The following is a 20807-nucleotide window of genomic DNA, read 5'->3' on the forward strand; positions in this document are numbered from 1 at the left end:
AGTATTTCAAACTTGGTATGCGAGCAAGTTAACATTACCCTCGGTGATCGGCTGTAATAATATTACGCCGCATTGTATTGCTTTTTATTAAAGGGGAGTTGCACCAGACATGGATCAGATAAGTCTGGCGGTCAACGGGCGTACTGACATCGGTCAGGTTCGTGAGGAAAACGAAGATAGTATTCGCTGGTTTGCCTCTGCAGACCAGCCTTTTGCGTATATCGTGGTTGCCGATGGCATGGGAGGCTATACCGGGGGTGCTACCGCCAGTAAAATTGCCGCTGAAACCGTTCAAGCTCACCTCGACGACCTTCTGAAACATACGTTTTTCTCCTGCACTTCAGAACAACAACAACTGATTCTACGCGCAACATTGATAGATGCGGTGAACAGTGCAAACACTGCTCTTCTCAACACGAAAAACCTACATCCCCAATTCTCCAACATGGGAACCACTTTGGTGGCTGCGGTCATGTGGCGCGATTTTTTAATCGTTGCACATATCGGCGATTCTCGCGCATACCTATGGAACAATTATGGATTGCAGCGCCTTACAAGAGATCACAGCGTTGTACAGGAAATGGTTGATAGCGGCCAACTCACCCAACAACAGGCCAAAGAATCCAATGTTCGCAATCACATCACCCGTGCACTGGGCGTTTCGGGAAATGTCGAAGCCGATATCAACAGCTGGAAACTCACCCAAAATGCTCTTCTCATGGTTTGTAGCGATGGCCTCACAGAGTATCTCGATGATCATGCAATAGAGCGGGTACTGGCAACACATCGCCCTGCATTAGAGTGTGTTTACCGTTTTATTGACGATGCAAACCGTCTCGGTGGACGGGACAATATAACCGCAGGAATCTTGGAGTATTCGTCACAATCTCTGCGCCAAATACTCCCTCATGAACAAAGCGTTACTGAACGTCCCACCCCACCCGACGTAACAATCCGAAAGTTACACCGCTAATTCGATTTACCGGACGCTGCAAAATGACACCGGAACGTCTCACCCAGCTAATACCCAGTTTGCTCGATACCCTCAGCCCTCTGCCGATAGCCTTCTCCCACGGGAGCCCTGCTTCGGCCTGCCGATGGCTCACCCTAATAGAGCAACTATCCCAGAACATACCCAAGCATTCGCTGCGAACAAACCTTTGGCCCGAACTGCCGAAGATAGAGGCCAACCTATATAGTATCGATACCGCACCCACAGTGCCCTTGTTATACGATGTCAGCGGTATTCCAATACAGTTCATTAATGCTGCCGGGGTTAATCCTGAAAACACGGTGGTGCCCGCACTGGATCGCTGCCATCAAGCCGCTGACTACGTTATTTCCTCAACTGGAGAAGTGGCCTTTGAGCGCACAGACGTGGCCATACCTGGGCCTCTTCCCTTTAAGTGGAAGCGCTATTACCGCTCATCACTTGGCCAGGATACGGGTATTGGCGCAGGCTGGCGGCATTCATTGAGCGAAAATATTGTCGTGCATGACAATAGAGTTGACCTGTATACCGCCGAGGGGCGAACGGTGGAGTTTAAATTACCAGCCATTGGTCACGGCTGTTATAACCGCTTTGACCGTCTACTTCTTTTCAGGCAGAGCTTGCACAGTTATCGGTTGACGACTTTTGATCAGTATCACAAGGTTTTTCGTGCCGACGGCGTTAATAGCGCGTTGCCACTGACTGAAATCAGAGATCAATTTGGTAATGTCCTGACAATCGATTATCAAGAGGGGCTACCCAAAAAGATTGTGAGCTCCTGGGGACGTGTTATTGAATTTGACTGTCAGAACGGTCATATCTGCAACCTAATCAATAGTCACGCTGCGGAAGGACAAAATAATCTCTGTAGTTACGATTACCAGGAAGGTCAATTAGCGGAAGTTCACGCCGGGCTGAAAAGAGAAAAATACCAATATAAAACGACACAACTGACACAATTGCTTAATAGCCAATCTGGTATCTGTCAATTTTCATATGATGCAAACGGTCGCTGCCACTTAATAAAAAGCAATGAATTAGTCTCTAGCATCAGCTGGCCATCAAGCAAATACCGCTGCACGATCAAAGCAGACTCCACAAGCCCCATCTACCTGCGCTTCAACAAGTTTGGTCAGCAAATCTCTGAACAACAGGCATCGCGCAAACTCAGCTGGCTGTTCGATTCGTACGGCAATCTCTGCGAAGAGATTAAGGCGGATGAACAAAGAATTTTTTTTCGCTACGATGAATTTGGGCGTCTTCTACGCCGCACCTCCCGCGGCGTAAGCAACCGGTACGAATATGATAATTTCGGCCTTTTGAGCGCGGCCCTGATTAGTGATGAAATATTATGGCGGTACCAACTCAACGACAAAGGTCGCCCCGAATGTATCACCGACCCTGAAAACCAAACCTGGAAATTTCTCTACACTGACCGGGGACAGCTCACACAGATCAAAGATCCTGAGGGCGGCAAGGTAGACCTGGCTTGGGATGGGCAAGGGCAGTTGCAGACACTGCGCCGGGAGGGGAAACTATGGCGCTTCGAGTATGACCATTGGCAGCGAATGACCGCCCTTGTTATCAATGGCGACGTGTGGCGTCAGTGGAGTTATGGTGGCGCGGGTGAGTTGCGCGAAGCCCACATTGGCATTCATCAGTACGGCCTAGACTACTCCGAACGCGGCTTGCCAAGTGCGGTCCACGGAGATAATGGCCAAAGTATTCTCTGTGACTATGATAAGGCAGGCCTGCCTTATCATATTAGTTTTGCCGATGGAAACAGCTGGGACTTGTGCTTTAGCCCCCAGGGCCAGCTGACTTCGCTACAAACTCCCAATGACAGTTACCACTGGGAGTACGATTTGCATGGACAATTAACCTGCCATAAATCTGCTCAAAACCATATTTGGCATTGGCACTACAACTTGAATGGCAGTTTACGTGAATACTGTGACAACGATTGCCGCTGGTACTTTAGTTATAACAGCAACGGTGCCTTAACTGGGATCCGAAATAACAGCGGCCAGAACAGCGAATTTCACTACGATCAACAACAGAGACTAACTCAAGCGAACAATTCGCACTCATCAGTACGCTTTAAATATGATCGTCGCAATCGTGTCATTGCCGAACATCACGACAACCCAGAAGTTCGCGATTTTGGCCTGCGATATCAGTATGACGCCCGAGGCTGGCTAAAAAGTGCCAGTTCCGACAACCTTGACCTCTCATATACTTTCGCCCCCTGCGGAGCCTTGTATGGGATTGATGCCAATGGCGAAGCTGTATTGCGCACAGAAACCAAGGGCCAGGACCTCCTTCAGGTACAAGGGGAAGTCCGCAGTCATCGCAAGCACCAGTTCGGATATTTTTCCGCCCTGGAAAGTGGTCAGGCGCTCTCCTGGCACTTTGATACGATGCCCCCCCTACAACTTACGAACCCATTGAGAGGCCATCAAGGCCTTACCCAGCCTCAAACCGAGAGCGACAAGCGCGGTAATATCACCTGTGAACGCGATATCCCCGGCCGCAAGGACTACCAATACCAATACGATGGCTGGGGCCTTATGAGCCACGCGGAGTGTGGCGAATTCAAAACCTATTTCCGCTATGACCCTTTTGGGAGAAGACTGAGTAAAACCTGCACCCACAGAAAGTCGACCCGTCAACGACGTATTGTTACTACCTGGAGCAGTCTGGGCATTTGGGGAGAAACCCACAATATAGATGGCAAATCCCGTGACATGGGTCATTGGATTCACCAACCACAAACCAACAGTATCCTCTGCCAGTGGACTACCGGCAGCACTGAACACTATCTCACCGATCCCGATGGAAGGCCCCTCGCTATTTTCGATGCTCAGGGCGCACTGCAATGGTCCCAAGGGAGCGAGAGAGGAGAAAAGGATAAGGCCCCCTACAGCCACGGTCCCAGTACATGGCGTGGAACAAACCTTGTCGCAGATGTGGAGACCGGACTCTGGTATCACCCATCTGGATATTGGAGCCCAGCCCTCGGCATCTGGCTGAATGGCGATCGTGCACTTAATTTGACGAGCTCGGGAACCTCACTCGGACAACTTTAGCCGGTGATAGGAAAAGGCCAATATAGGCCTTTTCCTATCTGCGTTTACGGCACACTCTCCACACGACATATCCGGCACTTAAACATCTGAACTGTGACTAGTTAAAGAGTTGGCCAGGCGGTTCCTGCAACTTTGGATAACCTAAAGCCACCGCGATTACCTATACACTATTGTTCTATCCATCTGTTCGACAGGGCCATGAAAGAGTGTCCAGATTTTGAGATTGGCGGTGTCACCGTTAAAAAGGGGGAATCCTGCCATATCGATTTACCGGTTGTCAGGTTATATACCAGTACGGAGATGGCAATCCCGGTATACGTGCAACGCGGCAAGAAGGACGGCCCAAAGATATTTGTCTGTGCAGCAGTGCATGGAGATGAACTCAATGGCATTGAGATAATCAGCCGCCTGATTCAAAGTAGCCGGCTAAAATCCCTCCGCGGCACGTTAATCGCAGTGCCTATGGTCAATGTCTACGGGGTATTGCAGCACACCCGCTATTTGCCAGATAGACGTGACTTAAACCGTTCATTTCCAGGATCGGCGAAAGGCTCCCTTGCAGCGCGAATGGCCCACATGTTCCTTAAAGAGATAGTGGCCAAATGCGACTATGGTCTCGACTTACACACCGGCGCGGTTCACCGCAGTAACTTGCCGCAGATTCGCGCCAACCTGGATGATACGCAGACACTCGAAACGGCCAAAGCCTTTGGTGTACCCGTATTACTCAATGCTTCTATACGCGATGGCTCCCTGCGCCAAGCGGCAGCAGACCTCGGAGTAAAGGTTTTACTCTATGAGGCGGGAGAGGCCCTGCGATTTGATAAACTCAGCATCCGGGCCGGTGTGAAAGGCGTGATCAATGTAATGAAGCACCTACAAATGCTCCCCAAAACTCGACAAACCAATTTTATTGAACCCTTTGTGGCTCGCCGCAGTGGCTGGCTTCGTGCGGGAGATAGCGGTATCGCCAATCACCTGAAGAGTTTGGGGGACCAAGTCCATAAGGGTGAGCTATTGGCAACTATTGCCGACCCCTACGGCCAGGAACTCGACCAACTACTTTGCGGTGAAGACGGTATCATTATTGGTTGCCAAAATATCCCCCTGGTGCAAGAAGGAGAGGCGATGTATCACATCGCCTACTTCCGTGAACCCGAGGGTGTGATCGAGAACCTGGAATTACTTCAAGATAGCCTGCTACCGAATGAGAATTTTTGAGCTATTGCTTCTTCAGAAGCTCCAGTATTTCTTTACTCGGATAGCCTTTAACTTCAATCCCCGCACGTTTCTCAAATTCCTTTACGGCTTTTCGAGTCCCAGGGCCGGCCTTACCGTCGATATCCCCCGTATAAAATCCCTTTTGCTTCAGCAGTTTCTGTAGCTCTTCCACCTGTACGCTATTCAGTGGTGTGAAGGGGCGCTGCCAATCATTCACCAGTGGAGTGGCTCCACCAATTCTGTCTGCGAGTAAGCCAATGGCTATCGCATAGCGATCCGAATTGTTGTAACGCTTGAGCACGAAGAAATTTTTGAACACCAGAAATGCGGGACCATTGCGCCCAGCAGGCAGCTTTATCTCAGCAACGGCTTTTTTACTCGGGAAGGACTCTCCGTTTGCGCGTTTAACGCCAAGCTTCTCCCATTCCGCCACGGTCATTTTCCCAGCGGGCAACTTGCGTGCGGGAATACTCACCTCGTATCCCCAGGGCTTCCCCTTCTGCCATCCGTTACTTGAGAGCAAGTTGGCTGCAGTCGCTAGGGCATCGGGAATAGAATTCCAGATATCGCGCTTACCATCTCCATCGATATCCACTGCGTAAGCTTGATAACTGGTGGGAATAAACTGTGTATGCCCCATAGCTCCAGCCCATGACCCAAGCAGGTGCTTCCCCTCAACATCCCCGGCTTGCAATATCTTTAGCGCGGCTAACAATTGTTGGCGGCCAAATTTTTTGCGCTGAGGATCTGCGTAAGCCAGTGTCGCCAGGGAACGGACTACACTGCGCATCACTTGATCATTGCCTAAAATACCGCCGAAACTGGATTCCACTGACCAGATCGCCAGAAGAATATTCGGCTCCACCCCGAAACGCTTTTCAATTTTATCTAGCCAGGGCTTCATCTTCTCCTTTTCCTGCTGACCGCGCTCAATTGCCCTTTTTTGTACTCGATTGTCAAAATACTGCCAGACCGGCGCTTTGAACTCCGGTTGATAACTGGCGCGATCTAGCACCCATTGGTCAGGGGAGGTGATGCCTCGGAAGGCTTGGTCGTAGACTTCTGCAGATATGCCGCTTTTAAGGGCCGTCTTACGAAACTCTTTTACCCATTGTTCAAATGCCGGATCGGCCTTCTCTTGCGCCTGGGCACTGGAGAATAGCAATACCGCACTGACAGTAAGGGCATAGGATAAGTATTGGAACCATTGCAATCTGGGCATGGAGTTACCTTCGACACAACTTTTGCTCGCTCAAGGGTAGAACGAGCCACCCCTATCCGAAAGGTGAATTTGCCGCTAAACCGCTGAACTTTAAACCACTATTAAACTGGACAGTCATTGCCGGGGGAAGTTCGCACTGCTCACTGCTGCAGTGAGCAGTGCCGCAAAAAATGAAAAGACTATGGGATTACGTAAAATAGCACCGCAAAGAAATGCAGAATACCGCCTGCCAGCACAAAAAGGTGCCATATCGCATGATGGAAACGGAGACTGCGCCAGAGGTAAAAGGCAATACCGCCGGTGTAGCAGAGTCCCCCTAAAACCAGCAGCCAAAGCCCACCGGTTTCCAAGCTGTCTGCCAAAGGCTTGATCGCAGCAACCACCACCCAGCCCATCAAGGCACTGAGAGTGATCGACAGGGCGCGATTTTTTTTCAGGGGCGTAAACTGGATTATCAAACCAATCAGCGCCAGCCCCCAGATAATCCCGAACAGCCACCAGCCCCAAGGACCTCGCAAGGTAACTAGGGTAAACGGTGTATAGGTTCCCGCTATCAACAGAAATATCGAAGAATGATCCAAGGTTCGTAATATTGCCTTGGCACCGATATGACTGACTGCATGGTACAGGGTCGAGGCGAGGAAACAGAGAATCAGGGTGGATGCGTAGACACTGGCACTGACGATGTGCCAAGTATCGCCGCGCAGGGCGGCAAACCCACACAGAACCCCGAGGCCCGCAATCGCTAAAAGGGCGCCGACGCCATGAGTCACACTATTGGCGATTTCTTCTGCAAAACTGTAGCGACTGACAAAGGAGACGGATGAAGACATAAATTAGCCCGGTTAAATTCAGGTCACAAGCCTGCATGCAATGCTCGACCAATAACTTGGAACAGGTCTAATGATCAGAGGCCTCACTTAAAATAGCAAGGCCACCACTAGGCTGTAAACTCACATCCAGGCAGTCAGCGCTTAAATACTGGCGCTGTGAATACCCATTTCGCAAAGTGCCGAGGATTCCCGAACAATCGTTTCATTCCGATCGGGGCCAGTAGAGACGATATCTACAGGAGCGCCCACCAGTTCTTCGATTCGAGCTATATAGGCGCGCGCATTGGCCGGAAGATCCGCTTCGCGACGCACACCAAAAGTATTTTCCGTCCAGCCCGGCATGGATTCATAAACCGGCTCAACGTTTTCCCAACCTGCCGCGTCAAAAGGTACTGGCATGTCTTCGCCGGCACTGTTGCGGTAACCGACACAGACCTTCACTTCTTCAAGGCCATCGAGCACATCCAGTTTGGTCAAGCACAGGCCAGAAATACTGTTGATGCGGATCGCGTGACGCACGGCGACTACATCGAACCAACCGGTACGGCGCTGGCGCCCAGTCGTAGCGCCAAACTCATGGCCTTTCTCGCCCAGGTGACGACCAACTTCACAATCCAATTCAGTTGGGAAGGGGCCACTGCCAACGCGTGTGGTGTAGGCCTTGGTAATACCCAGTACATAATCCAGATACAGAGGACCAAAACCTGAACCAGTCGCGGTGCCGCCAGCGGTGGTATTTGAAGAAGTTACAAAAGGATAAGTACCGTGGTCGATATCCAAAAGTGAGCCTTGAGCTCCCTCAAACAGGATATGTTCGTTGTTTTCACGGGCCTTGTGCAGATGATCAGCCACATCCATCATCATCGGTAACAATTGATCACGCCAAATCTTGGCCTGCTCCAAAGTATCTTCGTAGCTCACCGGGTCAACTTTATAGTATTGAGTCAGGGCGAAGTTATGGTAGTCGATCAACTCCTTGAGCTGGCCGCAGAAATTATCCCAGTTACACAGATCGCCCAAGCGCAGGCCGCGGCGGGCCACCTTGTCTTCATAAGCCGGGCCAATACCGCGGCCGGTTGTGCCGATTGCTTTATCGCCACGCGCTTTTTCGCGGGCCTGATCAAGAGCAACATGTACCGGTAGGATCAACGGGCAAGCTGGCGACAGACACAGTCGTTCACGCACGGGCACTCCGCGTTCTTCCAGCTCTGCCATCTCTTTCAGTAGAGCTTCGGGCGACAGTACCACGCCATTGCCGATCAGGCAGGTAACACTGGGGCGCAGAATACCCGACGGTATCAGGTGCAGTACGGTTTTTTCGCCGTCGATAACCAGAGTGTGGCCGGCGTTATGGCCGCCCTGGAAGCGCACTACCAGCGAGACCTGCTCTGTCAGCAAATCGACAATCTTACCCTTGCCTTCATCGCCCCACTGGGTACCCAGTACTACTACGTTCTTGCCCATCTGTATAAATCTCTAACTCAGGTTTCTCTCTGCAGGAGCCGGAGCCCCACATAAATGGATGTCTGCGGGCCTACCCCGCTCGGTGTTAGGCACATCCACTGCGCCCCCGAAACAAATTATTGCCGCGGTTTAACCGCCCAGGAATCCCCTTCGGCAACCAACTCGCGATCACAGCGCGCATCCAATTCGCTGTCCGCTCCATCGGCCAGGGCAGTGATTACGATCTCGCCTCGACCACGCAACTCATTAATCACATCCCACAGTGCAGCCCTATCAGGGCCATTGATATCGGGTGCCAACACCGCGGCGCGCTCATCAGCTGAGGCGCCACCTAAATTGCTCAGTGCCATCAGGTCACTACTGAAGCCGGTAGCCGGGCGGTCACGCCCAAATACCGCGCCAATGCCGTTATAACGCCCGCCGTTGGCCAATGCCTGACCGTGACCCGGCGTATAAGCGGCGAACACCAGTCCGGTTTCATAGTCGTAGCCGCGCACTTCACTCAAATCGAAAAATAGCGTCACGGCCGGGTAGCGCTTACTCAGCGATTCGGCCACCTGGCTCAAATCAGAAACTGCTGCCAGCAGTTTCTCTGGAGCTCCGGAAAATAACTGGCGAGCCTTGCCTAAGCAGCTCTGGTCACCGACCAGCCCCGGGAGAGCCTTAAGCCATTCGGCTGCCTTTTGCTCTGCCACATTGCCCTCAACCCACTCGCACAGGTCTGCAGTCGCTTTGCTCTGCAGCATTGCCGATAGCGCCCCGCGCTGCTCATCGTTGAGACCCGCAGCCTCCACCAGGCTCTGATAAATGGCCACATGACCGAGATCCAGATGGACCTGATTGATCCCGGCCACCTGCAGGCTTTCCAGCATCAACGAGATAACTTCAAGATCCGCGTTGAGGTTGTCCACACCGAAGAGTTCGGCACCGATCTGGATCGGCGCCCGTGATCCCATGGGCGTTCGCGGTCGGGCATATACCACCTGCCCGGCATAACAAAGCCGGTTTGCGCCCCGGCGCGGAAAGCTATGAGCGTCAATCCGAGCGGTCTGCGGAGTCATATCTGCACGTATGCCCAAAGTGCGGCCAGACACCTGGTCAGTGACCTTAAACGTGCTGAGATCGACATCATGGCCCATGCCTATCAAAAGGGACTCTGTGAATTCGAGCATTGGCGGTATCACCAACTCGTATCCCCAACAATGATAGAGGTCCAGTAGTCGGCGGCGCAGAGTTTCAAATTGCACGGCATCGGCGGGCAAAATTTCTGCAATACCATCCGGCAACATCCAGCGATCGGCTTGAGTCATGATGAAATGAATTCGTCAGCGAAATTGCGGTGCCGCGGCACTCCCCACAAAAAAACCGGGCTAGGCCCGGTTTGCGTGATTTTAGCATCAACTGCTGACAGGAAGGTAGGGTTATTAAAACTATCCAGGTGCCAGTAGCACCGGTCGCCCGGTGCCTTTTACAGCCCTGAGTCCTACTTTCCCTTCGGGTCTTTCAAATAACGGAAGAATTCACTGTCCGGGTCCACCAACAGCATATCCGACTTACTTTGGAAAGATTCCCTATAAGCTTGCAGACTGCGGGTAAAGCGATAGAACTCGGGGTCTTTTTTGTAAGCCACAGCATAGATGGACGCCGCCTCGGCATCCCCCGCACCGCGCAGCTCTTCGGACTGGCGATAGGCGTCAGATTCAATCACAACCTTTTGGCGATCCGCGCTAGCGCGGATACGCTCGCCCGCCTCTTCACCCTTGGCGCGGTGGTCACGAGCTTCCAGCTCGCGGCCGGCGCGCATGCGCTGGAACACAGATTCAGACACTTCTGGCGGCAAGTCGATACGCTTTACCCGAACATCAATCACCTCCACACCCAGGTTCTCTTGCGCAACCTGGTTGAGATTCGCGGTGATATCAGCCATCAACTTGTCGCGCTGATCTTCCTCATCCTTTTCCCTGGCTGCGGCTTGACTTGGAGCCGCAGACTCAGACTCAGACTCAGTCGTTTCGGTAGACTCACCGCTGACAACTTCGTGCAGGTCACGGACACCGAACTGGTTACGCAGGCGATCATTAATCTGCTCTGAAAGAAGCCGCACCGCATTGCGTTCATTACCGCGAGTGGCCGTATAAAACTTACCCACGTCGGAGATTCGATACTTGGCGTATGAATCAACCATCATGAACTTGTTTTCACTGTTGAGCATGCGCACAGGGCTTGAGTCCACCGTTTGAATACGGCCATCAAACTTACGCAACCTCTCGGCAAACGGTATTTTAAAGTAGAGACCCGGTTCGTAATAAGAATGAACCAACTTACCAAAACGCAGCAACACCGCCCTCTCTGTCTCCTTCACCACGAAGGCGCTAGAGGAAAGGACCAGTACGCTGAGCAGAACGACAACGATAATACCTAGTGTTCTGTTATTCATTTCATCCCCTCTCTAACGGACAGTCTGGCTGCGGCGGCTGTTGGCGGTGTCGTTGCGCAAGCGCTCGATAATACGCTGGTAGACTTCCTCAATGACCACCGGAGAGGTGCCTTTGCCCTGTACCGTTCCGGTTGTACTTTTCTGGCCCAACTTATCTAGGGGCAAGTACATCATGTTGTTGCCACCCTCGACATCCACCATCACTTTGGAAGTGCTGGACATCACCTGCTGAACCGCATCTAGGTAGAGACGCTCACGGGTTACTTCTGGGGCAAGTTCATATTCGGCCAACAGCTTTTCAAAGCGTACGGCCTCACCTCGGGCACTGGCGACAACACGAGCCTTGTAGGCTTCGCCCTCTTCAATAATGCGCTGCGCCTGACCGCGGGCTACCGGTATCACCTGGTTAGCGTAAGCCTGGGCTTCGTTCTGCAAGCGAACCTCATCCTCACGCGCCTTGGTTACATCATCAAAGGCATCTTGGACTTCGCGGGGGGCCTTCGCATCCGTCAGGTTGACTACGTCGATACGAATGCCGGTCTGGTATAAATCCAGATACTCCTGCAAGCGTTTTTGGGTGTCGGTAGAAACCTGGGTCCGGTTCTGGGAGATCACACCATTCAGTGTCTCGGAGCCCACTACGTGGCGCAAAGCACTATCGGTAGCCTCCTGTAAACTCTTCACCGGCTCGCGGACACGCAGTACATAGGACTCGGCATCGCCAACCTGCCACTGCACCGTCAACACCACCTCTACGATATTGGCATCTCTGGTCAACATCTGTCCGGTGGTACGCTCGGTACGTACCTCAGTCATATTGACCTTTGTGACATCGTCAATCAACGGCGGATTCCAATGTAAACCGGCAGTTTCTGTGGAGTGGTATTTACCCAGGCGCAGCACCACCGCTTGCTCGTTGGCATTTACCTGATAAATTCCCAGACCGGCATAAATCAACACGGCCAAGCCAATGACCAATACCCAGGGAAAGTTTACAGAATCGCCCTTGGAGCTACCGCCACCACCGCCAAACAAACCTCCCAACTTTTGCTGAATTTTTCGCAACAGTTCGTCGAGATCCGGTGGGCCTCCGCCATTCTTGCGGTTGCCGCCACCACCCCAGGGGTCTTTATTGTTGCCACCCGGCTCATTCCAGGCCATTTAACTTACTCCAACTATGATCATTTAATCTTTTACTTCGGCGGATTCTAGCATCCCTTGCCGACAAAATATTGCCGCCAGCCCCTTGCCTGAGGCAAATGGGCCAAACCAGGGGATCAACTCCAGCGAAACCAAGGTATATGGTACTGAGTACCACATCCCAAAAACTATCGTAGATACGCTACTCTACTCCTCCGCCAACCACTCAGGGGCCTCGCTACCGCTCATATATGGTGCCAGTAGACGCTGGAAATCACTGCGCGGCAAGAGTATTTGCAATTCACAGTCGCCGTTATCTCGGTAGGTCTCAGACTGAACCGCATTGATTTCAAACAGCTGAGCACGCAACCGGGATTGGTGAGGCTTCACCAATAGCTGCCCCCGCACCATTTGCTCACCTAGCCGCTCGGCAATCGCTTCAACCAAAAGCTCGCAACCAGCGCCTGTAGCAGCAGACAGCCAAACCGCCAGGGGCACTCCCTGCTCATTCCGGTCGATGCGCGGCTCAAAGTCCACGAGTAAATCAATCTTGTTGTAGACAATTAATTGCGGTAACTCTGCAGCATCAATTTCTTCGAGTACCGTTTGCACCTCTGCCATCAGGTGCACGCGATCATCTGCAGCCGCATCGACAACATGCAACAGTAACGTTGCACTGGCCGCCTCTTCCAAGGTCGCTCGGAAAGCCTCGACCAGCTTGTGCGGCAAGTGCGAGACAAACCCCACCGTGTCAGCCAATACCATGGCGCCAACATTGGGTAATTCAACCCTACGCATCGTCGGGTCGAGTGTCGCAAACAGCTGATCCCGTACATAAACATCGGCGTTAGTCAGCTGATTGAAAAGTGTCGATTTACCGGCGTTGGTGTAACCCACCAGAGATACCGTCGCCAGTTCAGCCCTGGAACGTGCGCGACGCCCCTGCTCTCGCTGACGACGCACCTTTCCCAAGCGCTTCTCAATAGAGTCGATACGCGCACGCAATAAACGCCGGTCAGTTTCTAACTGGGTCTCACCGGGGCCCCGCAAGCCAATACCGCCCTTCTGGCGCTCAAGGTGAGTCCATCCGCGCACCAGTCGTGTGGCCATATGGCGCAGTTGCGCCAATTCGACTTGCAACTTGCCCTCATGAGTTCGCGCACGCTGGGCAAAAATATCCAGGATCAGCCCGGTCCGATCGAGAACCCGGCATTTTAATTCGCGTTCAATATTGCGCTCTTGGCTGGGAGACAAAATGTGGTCAAAGATAACCAAAGCTGCGTCTTGCTCTTTGACCGCCTCACGAATTTCTTCCAGCTTGCCGCGTCCAACAAAAGTTTTTGGGTCGGGGGCCGCGCGCTGACCAAAAATAAAACTGACAGGATCCGCCCCAGCGGAGAGGGCCAATTCCTCAAATTCACGGGGGTCTTCGGGGCTGTCGATGGCGGAGAGTTCAAGGTGTACCAGCACTGCCAGCTCACCGGATTCCGGTCGATCGAAAAACAATGGGGATTCTCTATTACGAAGAGGGCGCCTATCAGGGCCCTGACTGAGATAACAACCGGCAAGCCCAGAGATGGGCTCACCAAGCTGCTGGCACCCCACCAACGTGGGGCACAGGTGATATGGATACGGATCTCTTAACTAAAGGATTCGTGTTCACCGCCTTCACCGCCGCCTTCACCACCTTGCGGAGCTGCAGGGTTTAGCAGGGGGACGCGTACCGCGCGTGACGGAACAACCGTTGAAATGGCATGCTTATATACCATTTGGCTCACAGTATTTTTAAGCAACACCACGAACTGGTCGAAAGATTCTATTTGCCCTTGGAGCTTGATGCCGTTTACCAGATAGATAGAAACCGGTATACGCTCTTTGCGCAATACGTTTAGGTAAGGGTCTTGTAAGCTGTGCCCTTTTGACATCTTTTTTCTCCTTTTTCAAAAGCTGAGTGCGGTATACAGGCCACAATCGCACCCGCGAAAAGCGCGGATCAAAAAACGACTGAGGTTGAATACGCGTATAAATAGTGTAGTAGTGAGCCGGAAAAGGCCGGACTCTGCGAAACTGACTGAACAGGCTTGTCGTTTAATAGCCCAACCACGTTATGGATGCTTAAGCGAGAAATTTCAAGGCTTCAGGCAATATTTCGTCATTCCCGCGCACCCTGCCTTTTTCATCCTGAGTGTACAAAGTTAGCAGGTCCGGCCAGCGCCGCAGCCAGGTCAACTGGCGCTTGGCAAGCTGCCTCGTCGCCGCAATTCCAGCAGCGACCATTTGATCGTAATCAATCTCGCCGTCGAGGTATTGCCAAACCTGCCGATAGCCCACCGCGCGGATCGCTGGCAGGTCCTGGTGTAAGTCGCCACGCGCACGCAAGCCACTCACCTCCTCAATAAAGCCCGAGGAGAGCATTTGCCGAAAGCGCATTTCAATCCGCTGGTGCAGCAGGGCCCTGTCTCGCGGCATTATTGCCAGCTGGCTCAGCTGATAGTGTTGCTGTATCCCACTCGCCTCCTGTTCCCGGTGCAACGTCGAAAGTGGCACACCAGTGAGCCGGTAAACCTCCAGCCCCCTTTCTATACGAACCGAGTGATTCGGGTGCAGTTCTGCCGCCAAGTCAGGGTCGATCCTGGCGAGCTCAGAATGCAGGGCCGGCCAGCCTTCCCGTTCAGCACGAGCTTCAATAGCCGCACGCACTTCTGCGTTGGCTTCCGGCAGTTTTGCCATTCCCTCCAACAGAGCACGGAAATACAACATAGTTCCGCCAACCAGTAATGGCACCTTACCAGTCGCTGTAACTTCTGCCATCTTTCCGAGGGCGTCTTTGCGAAAGCGACCCGCCGAGTACGACTCTGCGGGGTCACAAATATCAATCAAAGCATGAGGGTAGCTGGCCAACTCGTTCGCGGAGGGCTTTGCCGAGCCTATATCAAGGCCGCGGTAAACCAGTGCCGAATCAACACTGATTAACTCAACTGGCAGATGGTCGGCCAGCGCCATAGCCAAGGCAGTTTTGCCTGAAGCCGTCGGACCCATCAAGAAAATAGCCTGAGGTTTTTCACCCGGTAAACGCTTGCTCAAATCACTACCCACTTCCACTGCGCCGCTATTGGCCACGCATAAACCACTTATCCATATCTGCCAGCTTAACCTGGGTCCAGGTCGGGCGGCCGTGGTTGCACTGGCCGCTACGCTCTGTCGATTCCATATCTCGCAGCAAGGCGTTCATTTCCGGGACCGTCAGACGTCGGTTGGCCCGTACAGAACCATGGCAAGCCATGGTTCCCAGTACTTCATTAATGCGCTCGGCGATACGTGCACTGTCTCCCTGACCGAGTAAATCAGAGAGTACATCGCGGACCAGCTGCTCCACTTTCGCGCCGTGTAACATAGTTGGTACTTGACGCACTAAAAGGGTTTCAGGGCCTGCTCGCTGTAAAACAAAACCGAGCGCAGTAAACACCTCACTGCGCTCTTCAAAGCAATCCGCCTCCCTCTGGCTGACCGCCAAACTCACGGGAACCAATAACGGTTGCGCCTGGATTCCGCCCGCCCCGTAAGCCACTTTCATCTGCTCATAGACAATACGCTCATGCGCTGCGTGCATATCTACAACAATAAGCCCCTGCTCATTCTGCGCCAGAATATAAATCCCGTGTAACTGCGCCAGGGCAAAACCCAGGGGTGGCACTTCACTCCCGACCTCAGCTGCCGGGCCAGCGCTAACAGAGGAAACTGTCGAGGTAACGGCAGCCACCTCGTGTGGCTGCACAGACTGAGATGATTCCTGGAAGGGTTGGTGCAGTGCACCATATGTGTTCATTTGCTCACGCAAATTGGAAGGCGAGGGACGATTGCTTAAGGGCATCTTTTGCTGCCCGGCAAACTCACCAGCCCGAACACCGGTTACCGGCTCCTGCGGTTGGTGCCCCGACTCAATTTCCGCCTCAACTTCCGACTCATCTTTTTGACCCGGACGTACATCTGCCAGGGCCCGATGCAAACTGCCAAACAGGAAGTCATGCACCAAACGGCTATCGCGAAAGCGTACCTCGTGTTTGGTAGGGTGCACATTGACATCCACAGAGGCCGGGTCTAACTCAAGGTAAAGCACGAACGCCGGATGGCGCCCATGATAGAGCACGTCGGCAAAAGCGCGACGAACTGCGTGGCTGACCACCTTGTCCCGTATGGCACGACCATTAACATAGAAAAACTGTAGATCCGCCTGAGAGCGGGAGAACGCGGGTTCCGCCACCCACCCCCATAGGCGCAAACCGCTGCGCTCTACATTGATATGCAAGGCATTTTGCATAAACGCCGGCCCACAAACCTGCGCAACACGGCGCTCCATTTCTACGCGCCCGGTGCCCGCACGTAAATTGTGAACACCTTTACCATTGTGTCGCAGGCTGATGGAGACATCGAAACGAGATAGCGCCAGACGTTTGATAGTCTCGTCAATGCGGTTGAATTCGGTTTTTTCGGTACGCAGGAACTTGCGCCGGGCGGGCGTATTAAAAAACAGGTCGCGAACATCCACGGTAGTGCCACGAGGATGGGCCGAAGGCGCCAGCTGCGCCTCCATATCCCGACCCTCAGCACTGACCTGCCAACCCTGGCCGCTTTCATCGCGACTACTGGTCAGCGCCAGGCGTGCTACCGACGAAATACTCGCGAGGGCCTCACCGCGAAACCCCAGAGTGGCCACCGCTTCCAAATCTTCAAGAGCGTGAATCTTGGATGTCGCATGGCGGGCCAGGGCCATGGCCAAATCCTCACGATCAATACCCTTGCCATTGTCGCGTACCTTCATGCGCTTGGATCCGCCGCTATCCACATCAACTTCCAGGCGTGTAGCACCGGCATCCAAACTATTTTCCAACAGTTCCTTAATTACCGATGCCGGACGCTCCACCACCTCACCGGCGGCAATCTGGTTGGCGAGACGAGGGGATAGTTGCTGGATTTTTTCATGCATGGATTTGGCCTGTTAATGCTGCAGTGACCGGCCCGGTGCTCGACCTTACCGATCTCAGCCAGAAGGAATGCTCAGGGTCTGCCCTACCCGAATGACAGAATTGCTAATATCGTTGGTTTTCATCAGGGTGGCGACAGAGACATTATACCGCGCAGCAATACCCGAAAGCGTCTCCCCGCGGGCAATCACATGGCTGCGGGACTCGCTGCTTTGACGGGAAGCGAGCCAGGTATCCGCCGGTGGGCGACTTTTAAAGTGCGCCACTATACCGTCGCTGAGTTTCTGCGCCAGTTTCCGTTGGAATTTTGGGTCACGTAGGCGCCGGGCCTCCTGGGGGTTGGTAATAAAACCCGTCTCCACCAAAATCGAGGGTACATCCGGCGAGCGTAGTACGGAGAAGTTAGCCTGCTCAACCCGTTTCTTATGCAGGTGGGTGACAGCACCCAACTGAGACAACACGCTGGCGCCAATATCCAAACTGGCGTTCATGGTGGCCGTCATGGACAAGTCCAACAACACTCCCGCGAGGGTGTCATCCTTATCTCCAAGGCTCAAACTGCCGGCACCGCCGATTAGATCGGATTCATTTTCCCGGGCGGCGAGAAAGCGGGCGGTTTCACTGGTAGCACCACGGGATGAGACGGCATAAACCCCTGCACCTCGGGCATCTTTGCGGGTAAACGCATCCGCGTGAATAGAAACAAATAAGTCAGCGCGTATCTTGCGCGCAATATTCACCCTTTCGCGCAGGGGGATATAGTAATCCCCGGTGCGGACCAAAGTAGCGGCAAAGCCCCGCTGACTATCGATACTTTTGCGAAGTTGCTTGGCAATCGCCAGCACCACATCTTTTTCCCTCAGCCTGCCAGGTCCCGATGCACCTGGGTCCTCGCCACCGTGACCTGCATCAATAGCGATGACAATATCGCGCGCACCACTGACCTGCTGAAGGGTCTTTTCCCGGTTCTCAACTTTGTCATAGAGGTCAATAACCAGACGGTCCGGCAAGCTTTCGTGACGCCGCAAAGCAAAGCTGCGCGGATTGGCCTGCTGCTTTAAATCCAATACAACACGCAGATCTTTCTTATTTTGCCGAGCATGGCGTACCCGGTCGATAGGCGTATTGTTCAAATCCAGCTGATCCAACTCTGCCAGCAGATCGGTATCAGACAAATCCACAACTACCCTGTGTGGATTGGCAAGGGTAAACAATTTGTGTTCTGCGGGACCGCTCAAATCAAAAACCAGGCGCGTGTGATCCGGGGCGCGCCACAGACGCACACCTTCCACTTGCGCCGCCGAAGCCGGCAATAACATTGCCAACCACAGTGCGACAAACAACAGAGACCGCCATATAAAACTCATTACTTCCCAGCCCCTTCGCTTATTTTTTTTCGTGCATGCCGATACCCGGTTCAGCGCTGACTTTCCGTACCAGCTTCTGTAGGAGGTCAATTACCCGCCCCCCTCGCAGAGAGTGGGAAAACAGCCGAAGCCGACGGCCGCTATCAGGTACTTCCAACTCTATTTGCAGGTCTGGCGGCGGCAGTATGCCCTCTCCCCGCTCGGGCCACTCCACCATGCTCAGGCTCTGCGTAGAGAAATAATCCCGCACCCCCATAAACTCCAATTCCTCCGGGTCTCCCAAACGATAGAGGTCAAAGTGATAGACCCGCTGAAGCCCGAGTTCATAGGGCTCCACCAGAGTATAAGTGGGACTTTTTACCGCACCCTCATAACCAAAAGCTCTCAATACCCCACGGCAAAAAGTTGTCTTCCCCGCCCCCAGTTGGCCGTGCAGGTATAGGGTAAGCCCCTCTTGCAGCCCGGCGGCCAGACAAGCTTGTCCTAGGCACGCCCCGCAGGATACCGTGGCCGTTTCGTCAGCCAAATACAATGTCAGTTCAGTTGCCATCAATCCACCAAACGCCGCACCCAGGGCAATAAATCAGTCGCCAATAATCCACGCTGGCCGTCTTTAGCAGCACGATTGCCAGCTTCTCCATGCAGCCATACCGCTAAGCGTGCCGCCTCCGCTACAGGAAGATGCTGGCCGATAAGTGCCGCCACAATTCCGGTGAGCAGGTCTCCCATGCCTCCGGAGGCCATACCCGGATTACCACTGTTAATCAGGTCGACGCCGCCAGCGTGCGCAATGAGTGTACCGGCGCCCTTTAATATCACCACCCCACTGAATTTCTGCTGAATGGCAACGGCAGCTGCGACTGGATCGGCGAGCACTTCCGTCGTATCGCAATCCAATAGGCGAGCCGCTTCTCCCACATGCGGAGTCAATACCCAATCATCCCGCCTTACTCCGGCCAATACTCGACCTTCCGCGAGAATATTCAACGCATCGGCATCCACCACTAGCGGCACTTCCGCACGCCCGGCCCGAGCCAGTAGTTGCTCACTCCAGGGCGAACGCCCCAATCCCGGCCCTACGGCGATCACGCTGGGCCCATCGAGTAGAGGCTCCAGCTCCTGTCCGGAAATGACCGGGTGAGCCATCACCTCAGGACAGCGGGTTAACACTGCGGACAGATGGTCGGGGCGGGTTGCGAGGGAAATCAGGCCTGCGCCACAACGCGCAGAGGACTGCGCGGCCATTAGTGCGGCTCCGCCAAATCCTGTATCGCCACCGACAATCAGAATATGTCCGAACTGGTTTTTATAACTGTCCGCCGAGCGCGGTGGCAAGCGGCGTATCGCTGACCCCTCGTAGCGCATTGCCAATGGCTGTACCTTACTGAAAAGCACTGCCGGGGCCCCCAAGTTTTCGTAGACCACCTCGCCACACAACGCCGGACCACGGCCGCCATAAAGACCAAATTTGCGCCCAATAAAAGTCACTGTCATGTCTGCAGAGACCGCTTCACCCGCACTACCGGTGTCCGCACTCAGGCCCGAGGGGATATCCACCGCCAATACTGGCCCCGGGCTTTTATGGATTCTTTCTATAGCGTGTGCCACATCTGAACGCAGTTCACCGCTGAAACCTGTGCCCAGCAGAGCATCCACAACCAGGGTATCGCCATCGGCGGTATCCAGTTCCGTGAGGGAGGACACTACCTGAACACCCTCCCGGCAGGCATAGCCGTAGGCCTCTCGCGCGTCTCCGTTCAGGCGCTCGGGGTCAGTAGATGCAAATACGGTGACCGGGAGCTTTTTCTGCGCGGCCAGCGCTGCAATGACATAACCATCGCCGCCATTATTACCGCCGCCGCAGAAGACCTGCAGGCGGCCAATATCGGGCCAGCGTGCTTGCAAGTGTGAGAATGCCGCGCGACCGGCGCGCTTCATCAGTTGAATAGAGGGAATTTCCAGTGCAGCGATTGTCTGTCGATCCAACTCACGTACCGATTCGGCACTGTATAGAGGTTGAGGCGTGTCCATGCAGCTCCCGCGATGTGGTCAAGAATTCTT

Annotated in this window: 16 protein-coding genes; 3 read left to right on the forward strand and 13 right to left on the reverse strand. The window is 53.6% G+C overall.

What is annotated here, in order from left to right; genetic code table 11:
• Positions 1 to 109 precede the first annotated feature (109 nt).
• The 3 genes from MO867_RS01200 to MO867_RS01210 all read left to right on the forward strand — a co-directional run bounded on the left by MO867_RS01200 (position 110) and on the right by MO867_RS01210 (position 5301).
• Positions 110 to 973: a Stp1/IreP family PP2C-type Ser/Thr phosphatase gene (locus tag MO867_RS01200; protein ID WP_252464114.1), complete on the forward strand. Its 864-nt coding sequence runs from the start codon at positions 110 to 112 to the stop codon at positions 971 to 973.
• Between the two features lie 23 nt (positions 974 to 996).
• Positions 997 to 4080: a DUF6531 domain-containing protein gene (locus MO867_RS01205; RefSeq protein WP_252464115.1), complete on the forward strand. Its 3084-nt coding sequence runs from the start codon at positions 997 to 999 to the stop codon at positions 4078 to 4080.
• Between the two features lie 198 nt (positions 4081 to 4278).
• Positions 4279 to 5301 (forward strand): succinylglutamate desuccinylase/aspartoacylase family protein, encoded by a 1023-nt coding sequence (locus MO867_RS01210; protein ID WP_252464116.1) that lies wholly within the window; start codon positions 4279 to 4281, stop codon positions 5299 to 5301.
• Between the two features lies 1 nt (position 5302).
• Here MO867_RS01210 and MO867_RS01215 read toward each other — a convergent pair whose 3' ends face one another.
• From MO867_RS01215 to MO867_RS01275, 13 genes are all read right to left on the reverse strand, one after another.
• On the reverse strand, positions 5303 to 6523 hold the full coding sequence (locus MO867_RS01215) for a lytic murein transglycosylase (protein ID WP_252464117.1): 1221 nt from the start codon (positions 6521 to 6523) through the stop codon (positions 5303 to 5305).
• A 179-nt stretch (positions 6524 to 6702) separates the two neighbouring features.
• On the reverse strand, positions 6703 to 7356 hold the full coding sequence (gene trhA, locus MO867_RS01220; RefSeq protein WP_252464118.1) for a PAQR family membrane homeostasis protein TrhA: 654 nt from the start codon (positions 7354 to 7356) through the stop codon (positions 6703 to 6705).
• A 141-nt stretch (positions 7357 to 7497) separates the two neighbouring features.
• Positions 7498 to 8820 (reverse strand): adenylosuccinate synthase, encoded by a 1323-nt coding sequence (locus MO867_RS01225; RefSeq protein WP_252464119.1) that lies wholly within the window; start codon positions 8818 to 8820, stop codon positions 7498 to 7500.
• 116 nt (positions 8821 to 8936) lie between these two features.
• The gene (locus MO867_RS01230; protein ID WP_252464120.1) at positions 8937 to 10130 is read right to left on the reverse strand and encodes an ATP phosphoribosyltransferase regulatory subunit; all 1194 of its coding nucleotides are present in this window, start codon (positions 10128 to 10130) and stop codon (positions 8937 to 8939) included.
• A gap of 173 nt (positions 10131 to 10303) precedes the next feature.
• Positions 10304 to 11257 (reverse strand): protease modulator HflC, encoded by a 954-nt coding sequence (gene hflC / locus MO867_RS01235; RefSeq protein WP_252464121.1) that lies wholly within the window; start codon positions 11255 to 11257, stop codon positions 10304 to 10306.
• A 12-nt stretch (positions 11258 to 11269) separates the two neighbouring features.
• Positions 11270 to 12418, reverse strand: coding sequence for an FtsH protease activity modulator HflK (hflK, locus tag MO867_RS01240; protein ID WP_252464122.1), 1149 nt, complete (start codon positions 12416 to 12418; stop codon positions 11270 to 11272).
• A 186-nt stretch (positions 12419 to 12604) separates the two neighbouring features.
• Positions 12605 to 13903 carry a ribosome rescue GTPase HflX gene (gene hflX, locus MO867_RS01245; protein ID WP_252464123.1) on the reverse strand — a complete coding sequence of 433 codons (1299 nt, stop codon included), beginning with the start codon at positions 13901 to 13903 and terminating at the stop codon, positions 12605 to 12607.
• A gap of 134 nt (positions 13904 to 14037) precedes the next feature.
• Positions 14038 to 14322: an RNA chaperone Hfq gene (gene hfq / locus MO867_RS01250; protein WP_252464124.1), complete on the reverse strand. Its 285-nt coding sequence runs from the start codon at positions 14320 to 14322 to the stop codon at positions 14038 to 14040.
• A gap of 190 nt (positions 14323 to 14512) precedes the next feature.
• Entirely contained in the window at positions 14513 to 15436 is a 924-nt protein-coding gene (gene miaA, locus MO867_RS01255) for a tRNA (adenosine(37)-N6)-dimethylallyltransferase MiaA (RefSeq protein WP_252464163.1), read from the reverse strand.
• A gap of 70 nt (positions 15437 to 15506) precedes the next feature.
• Positions 15507 to 17381 carry a DNA mismatch repair endonuclease MutL gene (gene mutL / locus MO867_RS01260; RefSeq protein ID WP_252464125.1) on the reverse strand — a complete coding sequence of 625 codons (1875 nt, stop codon included), beginning with the start codon at positions 17379 to 17381 and terminating at the stop codon, positions 15507 to 15509.
• Between the two features lie 54 nt (positions 17382 to 17435).
• Complete coding sequence (locus MO867_RS01265; RefSeq protein ID WP_252464126.1) at positions 17436 to 18746, reverse strand: N-acetylmuramoyl-L-alanine amidase; 1311 nt, start codon at positions 18744 to 18746, stop codon at positions 17436 to 17438.
• Between the two features lie 19 nt (positions 18747 to 18765).
• A complete protein-coding gene (tsaE, locus tag MO867_RS01270) occupies positions 18766 to 19296 on the reverse strand; it encodes a tRNA (adenosine(37)-N6)-threonylcarbamoyltransferase complex ATPase subunit type 1 TsaE (protein ID WP_252464127.1) in 531 nt (176 codons plus the stop codon).
• Positions 19296 to 20777 (reverse strand): NAD(P)H-hydrate dehydratase, encoded by a 1482-nt coding sequence (locus MO867_RS01275; protein WP_252464128.1) that lies wholly within the window; start codon positions 20775 to 20777, stop codon positions 19296 to 19298. The genes tsaE and MO867_RS01275 overlap by 1 nt, the downstream gene beginning before the upstream one ends.
• Positions 20778 to 20807 lie beyond the last annotated feature (30 nt).

It is taken from the genome of Microbulbifer okhotskensis, assembly GCF_023895975.1.
GTDB lineage: Bacteria > Pseudomonadota > Gammaproteobacteria > Pseudomonadales > Cellvibrionaceae > Microbulbifer > Microbulbifer okhotskensis.